The sequence below is a fragment of the Speluncibacter jeojiensis genome (genome assembly GCF_029589495.1).
Lineage (GTDB): Bacteria > Actinomycetota > Actinomycetes > Mycobacteriales > Mycobacteriaceae > Speluncibacter > Speluncibacter jeojiensis.
The window spans coordinates 241,570-261,697 of the sequence record NZ_JAAIVF010000007.1 but is presented as its reverse complement, the minus strand read 5'-3'; the positions used below and the strand labels follow the sequence as shown (position 1 = coordinate 261,697).

At 67.1% G+C, this 20,128-nt stretch carries 19 protein-coding genes; all 19 read left to right on the top strand.

The features are described from left to right. The first annotated feature begins 2 nt into the window (after window positions 1-2). Window positions 3-419, top strand: a complete 417-nt coding sequence (locus tag G4X40_RS19995; RefSeq protein ID WP_277835115.1) for a hypothetical protein — start codon at window positions 3-5, stop codon at window positions 417-419. Between the two features lie 23 nt (window positions 420-442). After that, a complete protein-coding gene (locus tag G4X40_RS19990; protein ID WP_277835113.1) occupies window positions 443-2,107 on the top strand; it encodes a terminase large subunit in 1,665 nt (554 codons plus the stop codon). A gap of 21 nt (window positions 2,108-2,128) precedes the next feature. After that, entirely contained in the window at window positions 2,129-2,365 is a 237-nt protein-coding gene (locus G4X40_RS19985; RefSeq protein ID WP_277835112.1) for an LSm family protein, read from the top strand. After that, window positions 2,352-3,896 (top strand): phage portal protein, encoded by a 1,545-nt coding sequence (locus G4X40_RS19980; protein ID WP_277835110.1) that lies wholly within the window; start codon window positions 2,352-2,354, stop codon window positions 3,894-3,896. The genes G4X40_RS19985 and G4X40_RS19980 overlap by 14 nt, the downstream gene beginning before the upstream one ends. Next, complete coding sequence (locus G4X40_RS19975) at window positions 3,889-5,016, top strand: hypothetical protein (RefSeq protein ID WP_277835107.1); 1,128 nt, start codon at window positions 3,889-3,891, stop codon at window positions 5,014-5,016. Before G4X40_RS19980 ends, G4X40_RS19975 begins: the two co-directional genes overlap by 8 nt. Beyond that, window positions 5,009-6,451, top strand: a complete 1,443-nt coding sequence (locus tag G4X40_RS19970) for a phage major capsid protein (RefSeq protein WP_277835105.1) — start codon at window positions 5,009-5,011, stop codon at window positions 6,449-6,451. The genes G4X40_RS19975 and G4X40_RS19970 overlap by 8 nt, the downstream gene beginning before the upstream one ends. An 80-nt stretch (window positions 6,452-6,531) precedes the next feature. Continuing rightward, the gene (locus G4X40_RS19965) at window positions 6,532-6,684 is read left to right on the top strand and encodes a hypothetical protein (protein WP_277835103.1); all 153 of its coding nucleotides are present in this window, start codon (window positions 6,532-6,534) and stop codon (window positions 6,682-6,684) included. Beyond that, window positions 6,681-7,304, top strand: a complete 624-nt coding sequence (locus G4X40_RS19960) for a hypothetical protein (RefSeq protein ID WP_277835101.1) — start codon at window positions 6,681-6,683, stop codon at window positions 7,302-7,304. Before G4X40_RS19965 ends, G4X40_RS19960 begins: the two co-directional genes overlap by 4 nt. Beyond that, the gene (locus tag G4X40_RS19955; RefSeq protein ID WP_277835098.1) at window positions 7,301-7,639 is read left to right on the top strand and encodes a hypothetical protein; all 339 of its coding nucleotides are present in this window, start codon (window positions 7,301-7,303) and stop codon (window positions 7,637-7,639) included. The genes G4X40_RS19960 and G4X40_RS19955 overlap by 4 nt, the downstream gene beginning before the upstream one ends. Continuing rightward, window positions 7,639-7,992, top strand: coding sequence for an HK97-gp10 family putative phage morphogenesis protein (locus tag G4X40_RS19950; RefSeq protein ID WP_277835096.1), 354 nt, complete (start codon window positions 7,639-7,641; stop codon window positions 7,990-7,992). Before G4X40_RS19955 ends, G4X40_RS19950 begins: the two co-directional genes overlap by 1 nt. 1 nt (window position 7,993) lies before the next feature. After that, entirely contained in the window at window positions 7,994-8,392 is a 399-nt protein-coding gene (locus G4X40_RS19945) for a hypothetical protein (RefSeq protein ID WP_277835094.1), read from the top strand. 14 nt (window positions 8,393-8,406) lie between these two features. Further along, window positions 8,407-9,369 carry a fibronectin type III domain-containing protein gene (locus G4X40_RS19940; RefSeq protein ID WP_277835092.1) on the top strand — a complete coding sequence of 321 codons (963 nt, stop codon included), beginning with the start codon at window positions 8,407-8,409 and terminating at the stop codon, window positions 9,367-9,369. 85 nt (window positions 9,370-9,454) lie between these two features. Beyond that, complete coding sequence (locus G4X40_RS19935) at window positions 9,455-9,925, top strand: hypothetical protein (protein WP_277835091.1); 471 nt, start codon at window positions 9,455-9,457, stop codon at window positions 9,923-9,925. Then, a complete protein-coding gene (locus G4X40_RS19930; RefSeq protein WP_277835089.1) occupies window positions 9,880-10,374 on the top strand; it encodes a hypothetical protein in 495 nt (164 codons plus the stop codon). Before G4X40_RS19935 ends, G4X40_RS19930 begins: the two co-directional genes overlap by 46 nt. Continuing rightward, window positions 10,367-15,184, top strand: coding sequence for a phage tail tape measure protein (locus tag G4X40_RS19925; protein WP_277835088.1), 4,818 nt, complete (start codon window positions 10,367-10,369; stop codon window positions 15,182-15,184). The genes G4X40_RS19930 and G4X40_RS19925 overlap by 8 nt, the downstream gene beginning before the upstream one ends. Window position 15,185: 1 nt before the next feature. Continuing rightward, window positions 15,186-16,133, top strand: a complete 948-nt coding sequence (locus G4X40_RS19920) for a hypothetical protein (RefSeq protein ID WP_277835086.1) — start codon at window positions 15,186-15,188, stop codon at window positions 16,131-16,133. Next, window positions 16,130-17,770 (top strand): Gp37-like protein, encoded by a 1,641-nt coding sequence (locus tag G4X40_RS19915; protein ID WP_277835084.1) that lies wholly within the window; start codon window positions 16,130-16,132, stop codon window positions 17,768-17,770. The genes G4X40_RS19920 and G4X40_RS19915 overlap by 4 nt, the downstream gene beginning before the upstream one ends. A 37-nt stretch (window positions 17,771-17,807) precedes the next feature. Beyond that, window positions 17,808-18,683, top strand: a complete 876-nt coding sequence (locus tag G4X40_RS19910; RefSeq protein WP_277835082.1) for a hypothetical protein — start codon at window positions 17,808-17,810, stop codon at window positions 18,681-18,683. Beyond that, the gene (locus tag G4X40_RS19905; protein WP_277835080.1) at window positions 18,680-20,122 is read left to right on the top strand and encodes a DUF7257 domain-containing protein; all 1,443 of its coding nucleotides are present in this window, start codon (window positions 18,680-18,682) and stop codon (window positions 20,120-20,122) included. Before G4X40_RS19910 ends, G4X40_RS19905 begins: the two co-directional genes overlap by 4 nt. Window positions 20,123-20,128: the final 6 nt, after the last annotated feature.

Genomic DNA, 20,128 nt, shown 5'->3' with positions numbered 1-20,128 from the left:
GCATGGCCCACTTCGACGTCCGCGCCTGGGAAGAGTTCCTCGGCGGCGGCCACGTTCGCACGTTCCACGAAGCCCCGGTGCCGATCTGGGCCGGGTTCATCATCGAGCAGTTAGGACGACTCATGTCGGATCAGGACACCCTGAACACCTACGTCGCTGAGATCGCGGCCGCAGCCGCTGCGATCAGCACGGAGATCGCCGCGAAGCAGGCGCAGGCGCCCGGCCTGGACTTCACCGGTCTGCAGTCCGCGGTGGCGAAGCTGACCGCCCTCGAGCCGCCGGTGGCCGCCGATCCCGCCCAGACGGTCCCCGCCTCGACGGATTCTGCTGCGGTTCAGGTCGATTCCGCCGCGAAGCCAGCGGATTCCGCTGAGGTTTCGCCCAGTTCGGCTTCCGGTGCAGGCAGCACCACGAAGTAGGTCCACGGCGGACGGGAGGCATCGTGTCTGAGCCTCCCGTCTGCGGTCGCCTGCTCGACGGCATCGAATGCGCCGAGCGCGGCGAGCACTTCTGCGTGCCGCGCGCTGACCACGCACAGAAGTTCTTCGAGGAGATCCTGGTCCACACCAAGGGCCAATACGCCAGGACCAGGTTCGAGCTCATGGACTGGCAGCGCGACGAGATTGTGCGCGAGCTGTTCGGCCAGACCGTGTGGTCCGAGGAGTTCGAGGCGTACAAGCGGCGCTACGAGATCGCCTGGATCGAGTTGGGCCGCAAGAACGGCAAGTCCGAGCTGCTCGCTGGAATCATGCTCTACCTGCTCGTCGCGGACGCCGAGGAGTCGGCCGAGATCTACGGCGTCGCGAAGAACCGCGACCAGGCCGGCCTCGTCTTCGAGGTGGCCGCCCAGATGGTGCGACTCTCGCCGATCCTGTCCAAGCGGCTGAAGGTCATCAACCACAAGAAGCGGATCGTCGACGAACGGACGCACAGCTTCTACCAGGTCATCGCGGCGGACGCGGGCGGCGCGCTCGGCTCGAACCCGCACGGTGTCGGCGCCGACGAGATCCTCGCGTGGCACGACGGCGGCATGTGGGACGCCATGGAGACCGGCATGGGCTCCGGTGCCCGCCGACAACCGCTGATGGTCGCGGCCACCACAGCCGGTTCGGACACCGAGGGTTTCGCCGGCCAGATGCACAACGAGATGCAGCGGATCCAGGACGATCCGTCGCGCTCGCCGCACACGTTCGTCTACCTGCGCAACACGCCGCGCGACGCGGATCCGTGGGACGAGGAGAACTGGTATCACGCGAACCCGGCGCTGGGGCAGTTCCTCTCGCTCGAGAAGCTGCGCGCGGCCGCGAAGGACGCCCAGAACAACCCGATCAAGGAGAACGCGTTCCGCCAGTTCCGGCTGAACCAGTGGACATCTCAGGCGGTCCGGTGGATGCCGATGCACCTGTGGGACGCCTCCAAGGGCGACGAGTACCCCACCGCGCAGGACGCGCGGGATGCGTTCACGGGCCGCGAGTGCTGGTTCGGGCTCGACCTCGCCGCGCGCCAGGACCTCACGGCCATGTGCTTCCTATTTCCGGGCGGCGACGAGTGCGACGTGCTCTGGCGGTTCTGGTGTCCCGAGTCGGCGCTCGAGAAGCTCAACACCCGCAATTCGGGCCGGTTCACGAAGTTCGTCAAGGACGGCTGGCTCACGGTCACCGAGGGCGACGTCCTGGACTTCCAGAAGGTGTACGCGGACATCGAGGCGGACGCCCTGCGGTTCACAGTCCTCGGCGGCGACGCCGACAAGTGGTCTTCGGACCCGGTGATCCAGGAAGTGCAGGACCGCACAGACATCCAAGAGGTGTTCGCGTACCAGAACGACTTCACCCACATGAGCGACGGGATGCACCGAATCCTCGAGCTCGTCACCGAGGGCAAGTTCCGGTGGCACGACAACCCGGTCGCGCGGTTCTGTTTCGACGCCGCCGAGGCGCGGATCGCGCCGTACAACCCGGACCTGATCCGGCCCGACAAGCCGAACCGCAACAAGGCGGCCAAGCGGATCGACGCGGTCCCGGCCGCGGTGATGGCAGTCAACGCGTGGATCACCCGCGGTGACGACGCCTACAGCACCTACGAGGACGGCGAGCTGCTCGTCCTGTGACACACGACGTCTGGAGGGGTGATGCTGCGCAAAAAGTCCGCTCTGGACAAGGTGGTCCGGCAACGCTTCGTCGCGACCCTGAGCAACGGCCAGACGGTCGCCGGCGTGCTGGTCGAGTTCGACGAGTCGACGTTCGTGTTCGCCGACGTGAAGCTGATGGAGCCGAACGGCAACGCCTCACCGGCACCCGGTCAGCTGTACGTGGACCGGGGCCAGGTCGCCTACATGCAGAAGCTGGCCGCTGATGCTGCTCTCTGACGGTCGCAGCGTGCCGGTCGCACCGCAGGCCCTGGCCGAGCTGGTGCCGCTGACGCAGACGGGCTACTACTACCCGGAGGCGGTCGGCCTCGAGCTCGAGCGCCGGTTCGCGATGTACGGGCAGCTGTACGCGCAGCAGCCGTGGGTGCGCGCGGTCGTCGACAAGCGGGCGAACTCGGTTGCGCGGGTGTCGATCAACGTGTGGGACGAGTCGCCGGCCAACGGGAAGGTGCTCGACCAGTCGGGCCCGTACGCGAAGCTGATGTCCAAGCCGTGCCAGTTCCTCGACACGTTCACGTTCTGGTTCTGGCTGGTCGCGATGATCGACGTGTTCGGTGAGGCGTACCTCGTCAAGGCGCGCGGCGTCGGCGGCCGTCCTGTCGGCTTGATCCCGATGCACCCGTCGCGGGTCGCGATCAAGCGGGCACCGGACACCGGAGCGTACGTGTACACGTTCCAGCTCGGCCCGGGCGCCGGGGACGGCCTGATGACGTACGACGAGCAGGACGTGATCCCGTTCCGCCTGTTCAACCCGAACAAGCTCGAGCGCGGCCTGTCTCGCCTCGAGGCGCTGCGGTCGACGCTGCTCGCCGAGGACTCGTCACGCACCGCGGTGTCGAGCATGTGGCGCAACGCCGGCCGCCCGAACATGGTGCTGAGCACCGACAAGAAGCTCAGTCGTGACGCGAAGCTGCGGCTGCGCGAGTCGTGGGACGCCATGTACGCGGGATCGGACAACGCCGGGAACACCGCGGTGCTCGAAGAGGGCATGAGCGCGATCCAGATGCAGATGAACGCCGTCGACATGGAGTTCGTGCAGGCCCGACAACTCAACCGCGAGGAAGTGTGCGGCGTCTTCGACATGCCGCCGCCAGTGGTGCAGATCCTCGACCACGCCACGTTCTCAAACATCACCGAGCAGATGCGCAGCCTGTACCGCGACTCGATGGCCCCGCTGATCGAGTTCATCGAGTCCACCCTCGACGCGTACCTCGGGGTCGAGTTCAACGGTCAGAAGTTCGCGCGGTTTGCGGTTGGCGAGATTCTGCGCGGCGACATCGAGACCCGCGCGACGACGGCGATCGCGCTGGTTGCGAACGGGATCATGAAGCCCGCCGAAGCCCGGCCGTGGTTCGACCTGAACGACGCGGGCCCGATCGCGGACAAGCTGTACGCCAACTCTGCGATTCAGGAGCTCGGGAAGCCGACCGAGCAGATCCGGCTCACCGGCGCGGTCGAGAACGACCCGGACGGCATCGCGGTCGATCCGCTCGCGGCACTCCCGGCCGCCGGCGGCGGAACGAGCGTGCCGTCGACGCAGCCCGGGAAGCCGCCGACCGCGGTGCCGGCGCTCACCTCGAGCACGCCGTCGGCGCCGATGCCGAAGCACTACCGGTCGCTGATGGGCGCCGTCTCGCGCGGGAAGTCGCTCGAGCACGCGGCCCGCGACATCTACGCCAAACACCCGGACGACGCCGAGGAGATTCTGGCGTCCGTGCGCCTCGCGATAGAGAGGACCCGCAATGCCTGAGCTGATCCAAAAGGCACTGGCCACAATCGAAGACACCGACGCTGAAGCCGCCGAACACGGTGGCTTCACTGCTGTCCTGAGCACTCCGGCGCTGGACCGGGACGGCGACCAGCTCGCTCGCGACGAGTGGGTCGAGCCGCTTCCGGACCGGATCACCCTCGACATGGATCACGAGATGTCGGTGGCCGGGACGATCGGCAGCGCGCACCCGTACTTCGACGACGGCGGCCGTCTGATGATCGACGCCACCTTTGCGAGCACCCCGAAGGCGCAGGAGGTGCGCTCGCTGATCCGCGAGGGTCACATCTCCACCGTCTCGGTCGCATTCATGAACGACCGCACGAAGAAGGACGGCGTGCCACGGCGCGAGCTGCTCAACGCCGGCGTCGTCGCGATCCCGTCCAACCGCGAGGCCGTGATCCTCGAATCGAAGGCAGCGGCCGAGGTTCTCGCGAAGGCCGGCGCCCGCAACAGCGCGAACGACTCGAAGATGATCCAGGCCATCCACGACGCGGCCGGACACCTCGGCGCGCAGTGTGCGACCGACGCGGACGCCGACACGGGCGAGGACGACGGCGCGAACAAGGCGTTCGAGGACGGCCTCGCCGCAGCGGTCGGCACGAAGCGTCCCGCTCTGATCGTCGTGTCGAAGGCCATCTCGGGCAGCGTCGAGGACCTCAAGGCCCGGATCGACGACGCACTCAACGACGCGTACCCGAACAACTACCCGTGGATCCGCGCGACGTTCCTCGACGACGTCGGCTCAGGAACCGTCGTCTACGAGATCGGCGGGGACACGCTCGCCCGGTCGTTCACGGACGACGGCACCGTCACCGTGCTCGACGGCGCAGTACGCGACGTCAGCCTGATCACCACGCTCGTCGACGAAGACGGGCCCCATACCCCCGGCGGGAAGTCCGCCGGCAAGCCGCACGAGTCCGCCGACGCGCCCGCCGCAGAAGCCGCCGTGGTGTCAAAGACCACCGCCGCCGACGCCGCCGACAAGTCCGCCGATGACGTGGCGCCCGAATCGCGTGCGCACGAACTCGTTGCGCGCGCTCTCGCAACCACGGCAATCGCGGACGCGATGCCTGACTCGAAGGAGGTTGGCGATGCCTGACGCACTCGCCCTCAAGACCCGCGGCCGCGAACTGGCTGAGGCCGTCAAGACCGTCATGAATGACGCCGAGCTGACCGGTGCCCAGAAGTCCGAGCGCCTCGAGGCGATTCAGAAGGACCTCGAGGCTCACGAGGTCGACGTGAAGAACTCCGAGATGGCCGCGAACGTGCGCGCCAAGCTCGGCATCTCCGGCGACGCGGTCGTCGACGCGGACAACCTCGAGCAGAAGGGCTACCGGGCCCGCAGCCTCGGCGAGCAGGCCGTCGCTCACCCCGACTACAAGTCGGTCGTCGAGGCGCTCGGCGGCGCGAAGGGACTCGGCGCCAAGGGCGAGTTCCGCAAGTCGTTCGAGATCGGCACCAAGGACGCGTCGGTCGGCGGCAACCTGATGGGCGACGCGCTCAACGGCACCACCGCGGCCGCGCCGCTGGCCGCCGGGTCGCTGTTCCTGCCCGGTACCGCCGGCCAGGCCGTCATGCCGAACTTCCTGCCCGGCATCGTCGACATGCGGTTCTTTCCGCTGACGATCGCCGACCTGATGCCGTCGGGCGGCACTGACTCGCCGGTCATCTCCTACCTGAAGGAAGCGTCGTGGACCGACAACGCCGCGGCCGTCGCTGAAGGCGGCACGTTCCCGGCGTCGAGCAACCAGCTCGCCCGCGTCGAGGCGCAGGTGGGCAAGGTCGCCAACCTGATCACGGTCACCGACGAGATGATCCGGGACGCACCGCAGTTCTTCAGCTTCGTGCAGAACCGGCTCACCTTCGGCGTCCAGCGCCAGGAGGAGGTGCAGCTGCTCGCCGGTGCGGGCGCGCCGGGCGTGGGCGGCCTGCTCTCGTTCCAGTCCGGGTTCACTCAGGGCACCACCGGGCTGACCGCACTGACGAACGTGTCGTTCCCCGCGCCCGGAACGCCCGGCTCCGGCACCACCGCGGCGACCGTCGCGTCGATCACCCCGGGTCGCCAGATCAAGGGAGCCTCGACCGGTGTCTACCCGACGGCATCGGCGATCGCCGAAGGTCTGATGGAGTCCACCACGGACATCTACCTGAACTCCTGGTTCGTGCCGGACGCCCTGATCATGAACCCGTACGACTGGCAGATCGTCCGGCTCGGCAAGGACGCCAACGGGCAGTACTTCGGCGGCTCGTTCTTCGGCGCCGACTACGGCAACATGCGCGGCTCGGGCCCGTCCCAGTCGCTGTGGGGCCAGCGGGTCGTGGTCACCCCGGCGATCCCTCAGGGCATCGTCCTGAACGGCAACTTCCGCGAGGCGTGCCAGATCTTCCGCCGCGAGGGCATCACCGTCCAGATGACGAACTCGGACTCGACCGACTTCCAGAACGGCCTGGTCAAGGTCCGCGCCGAGGAGCGCCTCGGCCTGGCCTGCTACCGACCCGGCGCGTTCGAGGTCATCCAGATCACCAACGGCTGACAGCCGCCACTCGTACACCGGCCCCGCGCTGCCCACCGCGGCGCGCGGGGCCGGTGTGCACCCAACGAGAGGAGGCCGTCATGGCCACGTTCTACTGCGACGACTACGAGCGCATCACCGGCAAGCTGCGCGCGGACGAGGACGCCGAGACGATGTCGGTGTCCACGAAGGTCGTGTCGTCCGAGGGTAAGCACTCGGCGCCCGAACCGACCGAGGGCGTCGAGACGAAGTGACGACCATCGCCCAGGTCAGCGATGTCGAGAACCTGCTGGGCGCGGCCAACCCGTACGCGGCGACGCAGATCGGCGCGGGACTGTCCTGGGCGTCGTCGTTCATTCGGGAGTACTGCCAGCAGCAGTTCGACTACGTGCAGTCCGACGTGGTCACGATCGACCCTCGGCCGGACCACACGGCGCAGCTACCCGAAGCTCCGGTGCTGAACGTCGAATCGGTGCAGGCATACATGGCCGATCCGATCACCGGCGTGTGGGATTGGCAGCCACTCACGATGTTCGCGTTCGTTGCGCGAGGCCTGATCTGGGACACCACCAACTTGGTGCCGCCGATCGTCCCGGCCGCGAACATTCCGCTGCAGTCGTGGCCGACGACGCCCGGGTCGCTGAAGGTCACCTACGACCACGGGTTCATGGCCGCCGGCGCGACCGCGTACCCGCAGTCGCTGATCGACTGCTGTGCACGCCTGGCGTGCCAGTACCTCGAGAACCCGACGCTGATGACCGAGCGGCGCGTCGGATCGGTGATGGGCAGGTTCGGCACCACCTCGGGCGGTGTGCAGCTCTCTGCACTGGACGCGGCGATCCTCGATCGCTTCGCGGTGGTGGACCTCGGATGATCCTCGGCAACGACACAGTGACCGTCATCAAGCGGGCCCCGACCGGCGCGATGAACAGCGTCGGCCAGCCCGCCATGACCGAGACCCCGACCGTGGTGCCGGGCTGCAGCTTCCAACCCACCCGCACCGCCGAGACCGTCTCGGACGTCGATCTGACCGTCTCCTACTGGACCCTCTACGCGCCCGCGGTCCCCGCGATCACGCAGCTCGAGGCAACCGACGCGATCGAGGTGAACGGCGTCGTGTTCGAGGACTTCGGCGACCCGCAGCCCTGGACCGGCCTGAACGGCAACCCGTCTCACGTGACCCTCACGGTCAGGAAAGCGAGGGGCTGATGCCCGCATCCGCGCAGCTGCCGCACGCGGCGATCGCCGACTTCCTCAAGCACGACTCCACCCTGTGGACCGCGCTCATGGCCGCAGGTCAAGAGGCCGAGGACTACTGGAAGTCGATCGCGCCGGTCGGCGACAAGGAGCACGCCCTCAAGTCGGGATACGTCGACCATCCGGGCGACTACCGAAACTCGATCCGCCACAAGATGATGCACAACCCGACCCGCATGAAGGTGCGCGTCGAGGCGACCGACTTCAAGGCGCACTGGATCGAGTACGGCACCTCGAAGATGCCGGCGCAGGCGCCGATGGCGAAGACCCGCGACTACATGCGCGCACACGGGTTCTCGAGCTGACGTGTTCATCGACACCGAGCAGCTGCTCGTCGCCTACCTGCAGCCGATCGCGCCGAATCAGGTGTCCGTCGAGATGCCGAACACGCCGCCACTGCCGTTCATCCTCGTCTCGCGTGTCGCAGGCGGAGATGACAGGGAGACCGACCTCGGCATCGCCGACGTCCACGTCTTCCACAACAGCCGAGACCAGGCCCGCCAGACGGCGCGCCAAATGCACAACCTGATCCAGCAGCTCACGGCCAAGACGCCCGTCACGATCCTCGACGGCGGCCCGACCGTGCACATCGACCGGATCATCACCATCCATGGCCCCGCGTGGGTGGACTGGCAGGACGAGAACCTCAAGCGCTACGTCGCGAGGTACGAGGTCGCGTCCCGAATCAACTCCCAACCTCTCTGACAAGGAGATTCAGCATGTCCGGATACGCCACGTGGGACAACCTGTTCGTCGGTGACTCCACCCGCGACCTCAAGGCCCAGTACGGCATGGTGCTGGTGCGCGACTGGAACGCCGCCGCAACCTCGCTCGCCTCATACAGCCCGTTCGACCCGGTCACCGGCAACCTGTCGCCGACCCTGCTGACCACGGACGGCTGGTACAACCCCGGCTACCTGGACGCGACCGGCGTCGTGTTCACCCCGAAGTTCACCGTCGTCGACGACGACGCGTGGCAGACGCGCCAGGCGCTGCGCACCGACGTCACCCTCGACCAGGAGGAGATGACGTTCGTCCCGAAGGAGCAGTCCCCCCTGGTGGACGCGCTGCGCTTCCAGGACGCCCTGTCGAGCCTGCAGGAGCAGGGCGCCGCCGGCTACCAGCTCACCAAGTCGACCCGGCCGTCGCTGGCGAACCGGCAGATCCTCGCGATCGGCGTGGACTACAACACCGGCCAGCCCGAGTACTTCGCTTTCGAGTACGCGATGGCCCGCATGGTCAAGCCCGACAAGATCTCGTTCGACGCGAAGAACACCACCGCGTCGGGTCTGACCTTCGACTCGTACGTGTGCCCGTACTCCGGCTTCGCGGTCCGGTTCTTCCGCGAGGGCCCGGCATGGCGCGCCTCCGGCGGCAACACCACAGTGCCCGGCAACCCGACCGCTGCCACCGGCACCGCCACCGGGACGGTCACCCTGACGTTCACCCCGCCCACCTCGGCGAACGGCCCGTTCACCTACCAGGTGAACACCGTGACCCCGACCGCGGGCGCAGTCCCGGCCGCGAACGTCACCGTCACCAGCGCCACCTCCTCGCAGGTGGTCCTCACGGTCGGCGCGCTGACGTCGTCCACCTCCTACACCTTCACGGTGCAGGCCACCGGCGCGAACGACTCGCAGTCGGTGCCGTCGGCGGTGTCGAGCGCGGCCGCCGCGAAGTAACTGACCCCCGGCGGCGCGTTGTCCTTGGCTGGGCGCGCCGCCGGGTTCCAGCCACAGCCAAGGGAATCCAGCCAAGGAGAACACCATGGCAGTGCAGAAGAAGGCCCGTACCGCGAAGCCGGTCATCGCGCGTGAACTCGCTCTCGAGGACTTCGAGGAGCAGGCGCTCGATGCACTCGGCAGTGTCCCGGGCATCACGCTGGTCCTCAAGACCGGCGAAAAGGTGACGATCCCGCACCCGATGCTCGTGGACGACGAGCGTCAGGAAGTGATCGAACGCGTCCAGTCCGGGAAGGACCTCGACGTCAGGACCGTCGAGGCCACTGACGAGGACGGCAACGTACTTACCGACGCGGACGGCAACGCCATCAGCGTGGAGGTTCCGGGCGACACGATCGACGGCAAGCCCGCCGGCGCCTTCTCCAAGAGGCTCGCGCTCGCGATCCTCGGCGAAGACGACTACGCGACATTCGCGGCCGGCGGCGGCAAGTCCGGACACGTCGTGCTGGCGTGGCGCACCCTGACCGAGGGCATGGACCCAAAAGCGTCCAACTGATCGAGCTCCTGCGCTACTTCCCCACCGAGGTCGAATCCGACCTGTCGCACTACCACCCCCAGATCGACATCCTCGACTGGTACCGCGGCAAGGTGTCGGCCCGGCAGGTGCTCGTCCGCCTCAAGCACCTGCCGGACCGCTCGGAGTTGAAAAAGGCCATGCGCGACGGCGACTGGTCGCAGGACGAGCACGTCATGGCGGCCATCTTCAACGACCTACGCATGCTGCGCGCCGACTACGGCTCGGTGCACAGCGATGGCAGGTCGCCCGCGCCGACGCTGCTCAGGTCCCCGGCCGCGATGAAGGAAGAACTCGCGCAGGAGCAGTTCCACACCGACCTGCATGACGCGATGGTCGCGCAGGCCACCGGCAAATACCAACCGCCGAAACGCAATTCGTCGTATGTGACTACTGACTCGCTTGGGATGGGGGGTGATGTGCATGCCTGATGGCGGAATCTTCATGGACATCCTCCCCCGTCTCGACGGGGGCGCGCTCGACTCGGTGATCCGGGACATCACGTCGAAGTTCTCGTCGCTGTCGGACGACATGGCGCGTTCGGTCGGCAAGGACTTCGGGTCGGGCGCGTCGTCGGCGGCGCAGCGTATGGCGGCGCAGATCGAGACGTCGATGCGCACCGCGCAGTCGTCGGTCGAACGCTCGATGGAGGCGATGACCCGGGCGCAGGACGGCCTCGCGACCCGCACTGACACCCTGCGCCTATCGCAACTCAAGGCTCAGGCGCAGGTCGAGAAGTGGGGCGAAACCTCGATCCAGGCGCAGACCGCGCTGGCGAAGGTCGACGCAGAGCAGCGCAAGGTGGAGGCCTCGGCGCGCGCTGTCGAACGGGCTCAGCGAGACTCGCAGGCCGCCCACGCCGGTCTCGCGGAAGCGAGCCGCGGCGCGGCCGCCGCGCACGACGCTCACGCGTCCAGTCTTGCGAAGGTGGGCGCCGCGGCTACAAACGCCAGCGCCGCGCTCGGCGTCGGCATGGTGGCCGCGGGAGCGTACGGACTCGACCAGGCCGCGAAGATGCAGCAGAAGATGACGCTGCTGCAGACGTCCGCTGGTGAGTCCGCGAAGAACATCAACATGCTGCAGGACGCGGTGTACAGCCTCTCGAACAAATGGGGTTACAGCGTCAGCGATATTCAGGATTCCCTGCGCACGGTCGAGCAAGCCGGATATCACGGCAAGGACGCCGTGAAGATGCTCACCGGCGCGGTGCAAGAGGCTCACACCGAGATGGCGCCGCTCAACGACGTCACGCATGTGTTGACCACGACCACAGCAGATTTCGGTAAGAGCATCGACCAGGTCAACGATTCGGCGTCGAAGCAGGTCGCGACCATCTCGCAGTCGAAAGCGACGCTCGGCGAGTATGCCGCCTCAATGGGTGCGGTGGAGAACTCGGCGCAGAACGCGCACGTCTCCATGTCTCAGCTCAACGCAGCGTGGGCGGAGATGACGCGGCATGGTCTCACTGGCCAGGTTGCCTCGGACTACCTGACGAACTCGATCAACAAGCTCTCGGCGCCGAACCCTGCAATGATCACGGCGCTCGGTCAGTACGGGATCACGCCCCAGCAACTGCAGGCGACGCTTGCGGACAAGGGCGCGAACGGCGGCCTCGCTGGCGCTGACGAGATGATCTCGCGTTCGATCCTCGCGCATCAGGGCCCGAACGGGCAGATCCTGCTGAACTCGTTCAACCAGTCCTCGCAGAACGCTCAGGCGGCCGAGGAAATGTACGGAGCGATGAGCCCGCAAGCTCAGGCGCTCGCGCAGCAGTACGAGACGCACGGCGGCTCGCTGTTCAAGCTCAAGCAGGGCCTGAACGCCACGGGGCAGGCACAGCTGTCCCAGTGGGCGTCGATGTACGACAAGTCCCAGGGCTTCAACCAGCTCCTCAAGGCCGGTCAGCCAGGCGCGCAGTCGTACATGGGCGCAATGTACAAGGCATTCGGTGGGGACTCTGTCGCCGAACGCACCGCGCTCAACCTCACTGGCTCGAACTACGGCGACTATCAGGGCATCCAGAACGTCGTCAACAATGCGCAAACGGCCGCGGACGGCACTGTGATGGGCGCGAACGAGTCGAACAGCACCCTCGAATCGAAGCTGGCGAACGAGAAGCAATCCATCAAGAACACGCTCACCCAGTTCGGTGCTCTCGGTCTCGGTCCGATGACGAAGTTCGTGTCAGCCATGCAGGACGCGACGAACTGGCTTCATCAGCACACGGGTGTACTCAAGTCCCTGCTCGTCGGCGGCGGCGTCGTGGGCGGCATCGGTGTAGGAACCAAGATTCTGAACGGTGCCGGGAACCTGTTCGGCGCAGACCATCTCGGCGGCCGGATCGTCGGTGGCGCGCTCAAGTACGGCATCGGCAAGCCGGCTCAGTACGCGGCGAAGGGCGTCCTGGGTGCCGCGCGCGGCATCGGCAACGTCGCCTCTTCGGCGGGTGACTGGTGGGACTGGACCGGGAAGGCGAAGGTCGGCAACGCGGCGTCTCGCGTGGGCGGCGCGGTCGGACGTGGCGCGTCGGCGGTCGGCCGCGCTGGCTCGGCTGTCGGCGGCAAGCTCGCCTCGGGCGCGCAGATCGCGGGCGACATGGCCGGTTCTGCGTGGGACGTCACGAAGTTGGGGGCGAAGGCCGCGGGTCGCGGCATCAAGTCGGCGGCCGGCGCCGCGAAGGACCTCGGCGCATCGGGCGTCTCGAAAGCCGCATCCGGACTCAAGTCCGCGGGCGGGTTCGTCGCCGACTTCGGCAAGACCGCCGCGGGCGCCGCGCTGGACCTCGGGAAGCTGCTCAAGACGCAGGCGATCTCCGGGTTCATCTCGGCATGGAACGGCATTAAGACCGCCGTGCAGGCCGTGAAGGACTTCCAGATCGCCTCGAAGCTCGCCGCGGCCGCCACGAAGGCGTGGACGATCGCGCAGGCCGCATTCGACGCCGTGTGCGATGCAAACCCGATCGTGCTCGTTGTGGCCGGCATCGTCGCTCTCGGCGCCGCGATCTACGAGGCGTACAAGCACTCTCAGACGTTCCGCGACATCGTGGCCGACGTCTGGAACTGGATCAAGCAGCTCGCCGGGGTGATCGCGGATATCGCGATCAAGGCGTTCCAGGACCTCACGACCGGCGTCAAGGACGTGTGGTCGAAGTTCGGCGACGTCAAGCAGATCGTCGCCGACGTGTGGAACGGCTTCAAGACGTTCGGACAGTGGATCGACGACGCCTTCACCACCACCTGGCACGCGCTCGGCGATGTCTTCAAGACCGTCATGGATGGCATCCGCCAGGGCTTCAAGGACGCCGTGACGGACATCAAGGGCGCCTGGGACATTCTCTCGAAAGTCGTTGGTACGCCGGTCTACTTCATCGCCGAGTACGTGTACAAGGACGGCATCGAGAAGCTGTGGAACGGCGTCGCAGGCGCGTTCGGTCTCGACTCGATGAAGCTGCCGGACGTGCCGACCGACAAGATCCCGCACTACGCGGGCGGCGGCATCTTCCCCGGCTACGCGCCGGGACAGGACACGGTCAACGCGAAGGTGTCCCCGGGCGAGGGCATCGCCGTGCCGGAACTCGTGCAGGCGATCGGACCCGAGCGGTTCATGGCGCTGAACTCCTACTACTCGGGCGGCCGCAAGCCCGGATCGGGCCCGGCGCCGCACTTCGCCGGCGGCGGCTTCATCAGCGATATCGTCGGGGGCGCCGAGGATCTCGGCAAGGACGTGGTGAACGGCGCGAAGCACGTCGTGAACGCGGCCATCGACGTCGGCAAGTTCATGATGGACCCGATCGGCTCTATCCATCGTCTCTTCGACAAGTACATCGACAAGGCGAAGGGCACGCCGAACGGTCCGGGCGACAAGACGTCCGGCTGGTTCCAGACGGTCGCCGGCATGCCGAAGCGGTTCCTTGACGCCGCCTTGAACTGGGGCAAGTCGATGCTCGGGATGGGTGGCGGCTCCGGCGGCGGCAGCGAGAAGTGGGCGTCGGGCGCTGGCGCGCAGCAGTGGGCGCCGATCATCGTGCAGGCGCTCGCCGCCGAAGGATTCCCGACGACCGCGCCGTACGTGCAGGCGACCGAAGCGCAGATCATGACTGAGTCGGGCGGCAACCCGAACATCATCCAGCAGGTCCACGACGTCAACTGGCCGAACAACCTGGCGCGCGGCCTCGTGCAGGTCACGCCCGGCACTGCTCGAGGTCTCGGGCTCTCACAGTTGGGCGGCAACATCTACGACCCGCTGACGAACCTGCGTCTCGGCATGCGCGAACTGAAGAGTCAGCACGGCGGAAACCTGCTCGGCACGTGGGGCCACGGCCACGGGTACAGCGGCGGCGGCATCGTCCCCGGCGCCCCGTCGAAGGTCGACAAGTACCAACAGGACGCCCAGAAGGCGCTCGACGCGGCCGCGAAGTACGACGCCGAAGCGCAGAAGTATCTCGCCGAGGCAGCGCAGCAGCCCGGCTCGGGTGCGGCGGCGGCTCAGAAGCACCTGCAGCTCGCGGCGAAGGACCGCGGACTCGCGGCGAAGGCGCAGGCCCTGGCAGCGACAACGACCGGCGCGGTCCGCCAGAAGCACCTCGACGCTGCCGCTCGGTACACCGACGACGCGAACAAGGCGCAGGCCGCGGCTGCGAAGGCGCAGACCGGTGCGGTCACCTCGGTGCAGAAGTACCAGACGCTCGCGAAGAAGGCGCAGGAGAACGCGCAGAAGAAGCGTGACGAGGCCGCCCAGTACAAGCAGAAGGCGCAGGCCGCGGGCTCCGGTACGCCGACTGCGCCGGGCGCGTCCATCTCCGGATCGTCGGCATCCGCTGGCGCGGACCAGACCTCGGGCCTGATGACGCCCGAGCAGTTCGGCGAGAAACTCGGCGGCACCCTGATGGACGGCCTGCTCGAGGAGACGTCCATCGGCAACTCCGGATTCGACGCGCTGCTCGCCGATCCGAACAACTCGCTGTTCGGTCGGATCGCGGGCGCCGGCATGTCGGTGAAGTTCGGCAAGCCGTACCTGACTCAGCTCAACGCGCCACCGAAGCCGACGACCGCCACGCCATCGCAGCCCACGCCGACGGTCGAGCAGCCGAAGTCGGCTCGCACGCACACATCGCCCGTGCACGTGAAGCAGGCCCCGATGGTGCACATCGAGAACCAGCACATCCACAACGGCGACCACCAGAAGGCGAACCGCGACATCGTGCGCCAGCTGAACGCCTACGCCCCAGCGAGCGGGAGGTGACATGACCGGCACCCCGTACGTGCTCCCCGCGCCGCCGACCGTGATCGCGATCAACGATCTCCTCGCGGCCGACGGTTCGATGCTGACGTGGATCGGCTACGACGGCTCCGTGTGGCCGATCTCCGGCGCGATGGCCCCCTGGCTGAATGCGCAGTCAGGTGTCGTGATCCAGGACATCAAGGGCCTGATGGGCCAGTTCAAGATCCTGGACCAGCAGGGCGCGCGGCAGGACGGCGCCGACTTCGAGGATGCCGTGTGGGATCCGCTCGAGGTCGACTACACGTTCCTCGCCGGCGGCATGGACCCGCGCACGTTCCGCAACACCGCGCGCGGGTTCATCGCGTCGTGGGATCCGAAGCAGCTCGGCCGCCTCGTGTGGTTCTCGAGTCAGCTCGGCGAGTGGTGGCTGCCGCAGCGTCTACTCAAGGGGCCGACCGACACGCTGAAGAAGGCCCCGGCGATGATGACGTCGGCGACGCTGTCGATGGCCGGGCGTGCGGACTACCCGTTCTGGACGTCGTTCGATTCGACGTCGCGCCAGGTGGCGACTGGCCCATCGACGCTCGCCGATCCGCTCGGCATCGCGCCGCCCGGGTGGCTTCCGCTGTCGAACCGCGGCGACCAGACCGGCTGGTCCCGGTTCATACTGCAGGGCCCCGGCATCTTCGGCGTCGGGGATGCAGACAGCGGCAACACCGTCACGATCGGGCCTGTCCCGGCCGGTGTGCAGCTGCTCGTGACGACCCTGCGCCGGCGCCGCGGCATCGTCGAGATGAACACGAACACGAACATGTACCCGCTGATGAGCGGGTCGTTCGCGACCGGCATCGCCCCGGCGACGCCCGCGGGCCCGACGCAGGTCAACATTCCTGTGTCGGTGACGGGAGCGGTGGCCGGCCAGACGCAGATCCTCGCGTCGCTCACTCCGTACCGGAAGTGGCCTGAGTGACGGCCCCGGACGCTCCTCCGCTGAACCTCGAAGAGCCGTGGCAGGCGTTCGCGCTGGCCGACCAGTTGGCTTCGCAGCGCCTCAACGAGGTGTACCTGCAGAACCCGCAGCTCGAGGTCGTCATGTACGACAACGCGTACAACCCGATCGGCGAGATCGGCGACTACATCTCGACGACGTGCACGTGGAAGCGGAACGCGGTCGGCACCGGAACGATCGCGCTCAAGGGCTCGGACCCGCTCGTCGCGTACGCGATGATGTGCGTCTCGACGGTCGTGCCGATCACCATCACCGCGGGTCCGGCGCGCTGGTCCGGCCGGATCGACACCGCGAGCTACGACATGGTCGACGGCGTTGCGACGTGCACGCTGCAGCTGCTAGACGACTGGAATTGGTTCAACAAGCTGCTCGTCTGGCCGAATTTCGCGCTGCCGATCGAGGTGCAGTTCCCGAAGGAGGCCGTGTTCGTCGGCCCGGCCGTGACGTGCCTCGAGGAGATGATCGCCGAGCAGTGCATCCGCCTGCAGCGCGGACTGTGGGAGATCGTCAACAACATCGTCGACCCGCCGGCGTGGTTCGCGTCAATGATGGAGAAGGAAGGCCTGCTTACCCCGATCGCGGTGGTGCCGTCCGATCCGCTGCTCGACACGTCGAAGTGGATCGCCGTCTCGGCGCGCATGGATTCCGTTGCGACGCTGGCGAAGCAGATCCTCAAGGACAACGGCCTGCAGCTCACTGCTCGGCTGTGGCTGCCAGGCGAGCCGCAGCCGACGACGGCGTTCACGCTGACCGTTCCGACGATCGTCGTTCAGGTTGTCGACAAGTCCGGCGTCACGGGCCCAACCGGCACGATCGTCGACGGCCTGATCGAGGACATCGCCGACATCTTCGACGGCGCGTACGCCGAGGTCGTGCAGCCGCTCACTACCTCCGGCTACCTGCCGCCCGGCGTGAACATCGACCCGGCGTTCGGCATCAACTGGACCCCGCCGTGGGTGTGCTACTACCCCGATGATCCGAACGCGGGCGTGAAGGAATTCCACATGACCGCGCACGCGCCGCTGGCGTACACGGTTGTCGGCGGCGGCAAGAGTCCGAACTGGGTCAACCAGCTCATCAACCTTCTCCTCGAGTTCGCGCTCTCGGAGATCCTCGCGGCGATCGGCGCATCCGGGGTCGCGGACACCCTGCTGGATGGCGTGTTCAACGACGTCATCCTCGCGTTCCAAGAGTTCGAGAACGCGCCCCGGCGTGAAGCGCTCGGAACGTACGGGTATCCGGAGATGTTCACCTCGACTGGCTCAACGGCGTGGACGCTCGACGAGTTCTTCGCCCTCGAGAACGCGATGTGGGACTCGCGCGGCTACTACAGCTACCAGGTCATCACCTACAACGGAACGCCGTACACGTTCGGTGAGGACTTCGTCGAAGGTGACCTCGTCTCGTGGGTTCACAACGGAACGCACTACTCGGACTACTGCGACTCGGCGACCCTCACCGACGACGCGAGTCACCGCGTCGAGCTGCTGTGCACGATCGGCGACAACTCGGCCGAGGAATCCCCCTTCTCGGTGCTGCAGCGCCGCCTGTCCGGATTCGAGTCGGCAATCCAGATCGCGATGTTGTCGACCAACTAACCGCTCTACCAACATATTTCAATAGGGAGGTCGCGACGTGGCGACGTACACAGTCAATGCCGACGGCAGCATCACCTGGAACGGCAGCGTGACGTTCAGCGGCGCGACCGATCCACTCTCGACGGGCGTGGCGACCCTGACCCTCACCCCAGCGGGCGGCGTGAGCAACCTTCCGGCGCTCGTGGACGGCGCGCCGGGCCTGCCGCCGCAGCTCACGTTCGCGGTGAACACGCTCGCGGCCGGGGCGACGGCGACGGTGCAGACGACGCAGACGAACCCGGGCAGCGCGGGCACGGCGTCGGCGTACACGGTGACGCTCGGCATCCCGCAGGGCGCGCAGGGCGCGGCGGGAACGAACGCGACGATCGCCGGGGCGTCGGACCTCGAGCTGCCCTCGGGTGTCTCGCTGGGGACCGCGACGGCGGGCTACACGCTCTCGTACGACGCGGTGAACTCAAAGTGGCTGGTCGGGGCACCGAAGCGCACGACGGGCCCGTACGTGGTGCTGTCGTCGAGCTTCACCGCCTACTCGGGTACCGCAGGCTCGGCGACCCTTGCGTCCATCGGCCTGCCTGCGCTGCCGTACGCGTACCGCCCGCAGGTGCAGGCCGGGTTCTACGGCACGGGCACCGTGAACACGCACGTCGACGGGATGGTGCTTCTGAACTCCCCCACCCCGGGAACCGGCCAACAGGTCGGCTACGGCCTCGGCATCACGGGCGCCGGGCCTTACCCGGTGAACGTGCAGACGTCGTTCGGTGCGTCGATCTCCGGCTCGTCCACGTACGGCCAGGTCGCGGCGAACACAGCGGCGACGTTCTACCTCGTTGCGTCGCAGCTGAACTCGACCACCGATTCATGGGGTGCGCAGACGACTAACGGGTACCTGACGATCACGGCGGTGCCGTCGTGACGCAGCCGGTGCAGCCGCCGCAGCAGGTGTCGAACGCGGCGCAGCAGCAGGCGTCGCGGTTCGCGGGCGCGTTCGGTCAGGCGTTCCTTGATCAGGTCGGCGCGAACGTCTGCAACTGGGTGACTGGGGCAACGGGCGGAATCATCGACCTGTCGTCATGGGCGACGAACCTGCACAACCAGGCGAACGCGGCGATGGCCGGAGTGAACACGATCGCAACCGGCATCACAACGGGCGCGGGCGCTACACCGTCGTCCGATCCGACGCAGGTGCACCCCACGGTGTCTGGGATGCAAGCCAACACGGCCGCGAACGCTGCGGCGATCGCGAAGCTCACCTCAACCGGCAACTCCAGTTCTACTGGCGGTTCGAGCTTCGGCGACAACTTCGGCGACGACCCGAACGGCAACCCCAGTGCGAGCGCCTGGACGCAGTACCAGTGCCTGTCCACATCGAAAACTATCGGCTCTGGTCTCGCCGTCAGCGGCGGCCAGCTCGTGACCGTAGAGGGCAACGCGGGCAACGGAAGTGGATTCAGCTACATCGTGAGCACCGAGTCAGTTCTCACTGATGACCAGTCCGTGATCGGCGTTCTCGGGAACGCCAACAACGCGCGCTACTACGTGTCGAGCCTGATGCTGCGCGCCGCATCGGACATGTCGACCGCTGTCTACGTCAACGTCGCTTCCAATGGCATCGCGCTCGGCTACATCAGCTACGACCCGTCGACACAGACCGGTTCCTTCAATCAGTGGACGTCCGCGTCGATAGCCATGTCGCCCGGCGCGACGATCGAGCTGCGGGCAGTCGGTCAGACCTACAGCGTGTACGTGAACTCGTCGGTCGTGCTGAATCACACCGACGCGTCCGTGCAGTCGCCAGTGGGCGCATCGAACCGCCACTGCGGCCTCGGCATCGAGGACAGCATGGGGTTCAGCTGGCAGTCGATCAACTTCTCCGACCTCGCCTCACCGCCGGTGATCGGCACCGGCTGGAACCTCTTCCGGTCCGCCACTTCTGCGGTCGCGATGCAGGGTTCGAGCTGGTCTGGAGTGGGCGCCGGAACCTTCGACACCGAAGGCCCGTGCGCAAACGTCACCATCACCAGTCTCGGCTACGGCGTCATCACGATTCAGAAGACCGGCTGGTACGTGATGCGCACGAACGCAAGCATGTCGCAGCCGTGCGGGACGAGCTACGTCTTCAACGCTGGGATCTACTACCGACCCGTATCGACCGGCGTCCTCGGGTTCGCCGGCATCGGCCAGGACAGCTCGGGCAGCAACGTCTACAACGTGGGCATGTGCACCATCGCCTACCTATACGAGGGCGACCAGGTGTCGCCGGCGTTCTACCAGGCCGGATCGAACTCGGTGGTCGGCAATGCGGCCGGTACCGATACCTACTTCACCGGTGCGCTCGTCACCAGCCTCTCCTGAAAGGCG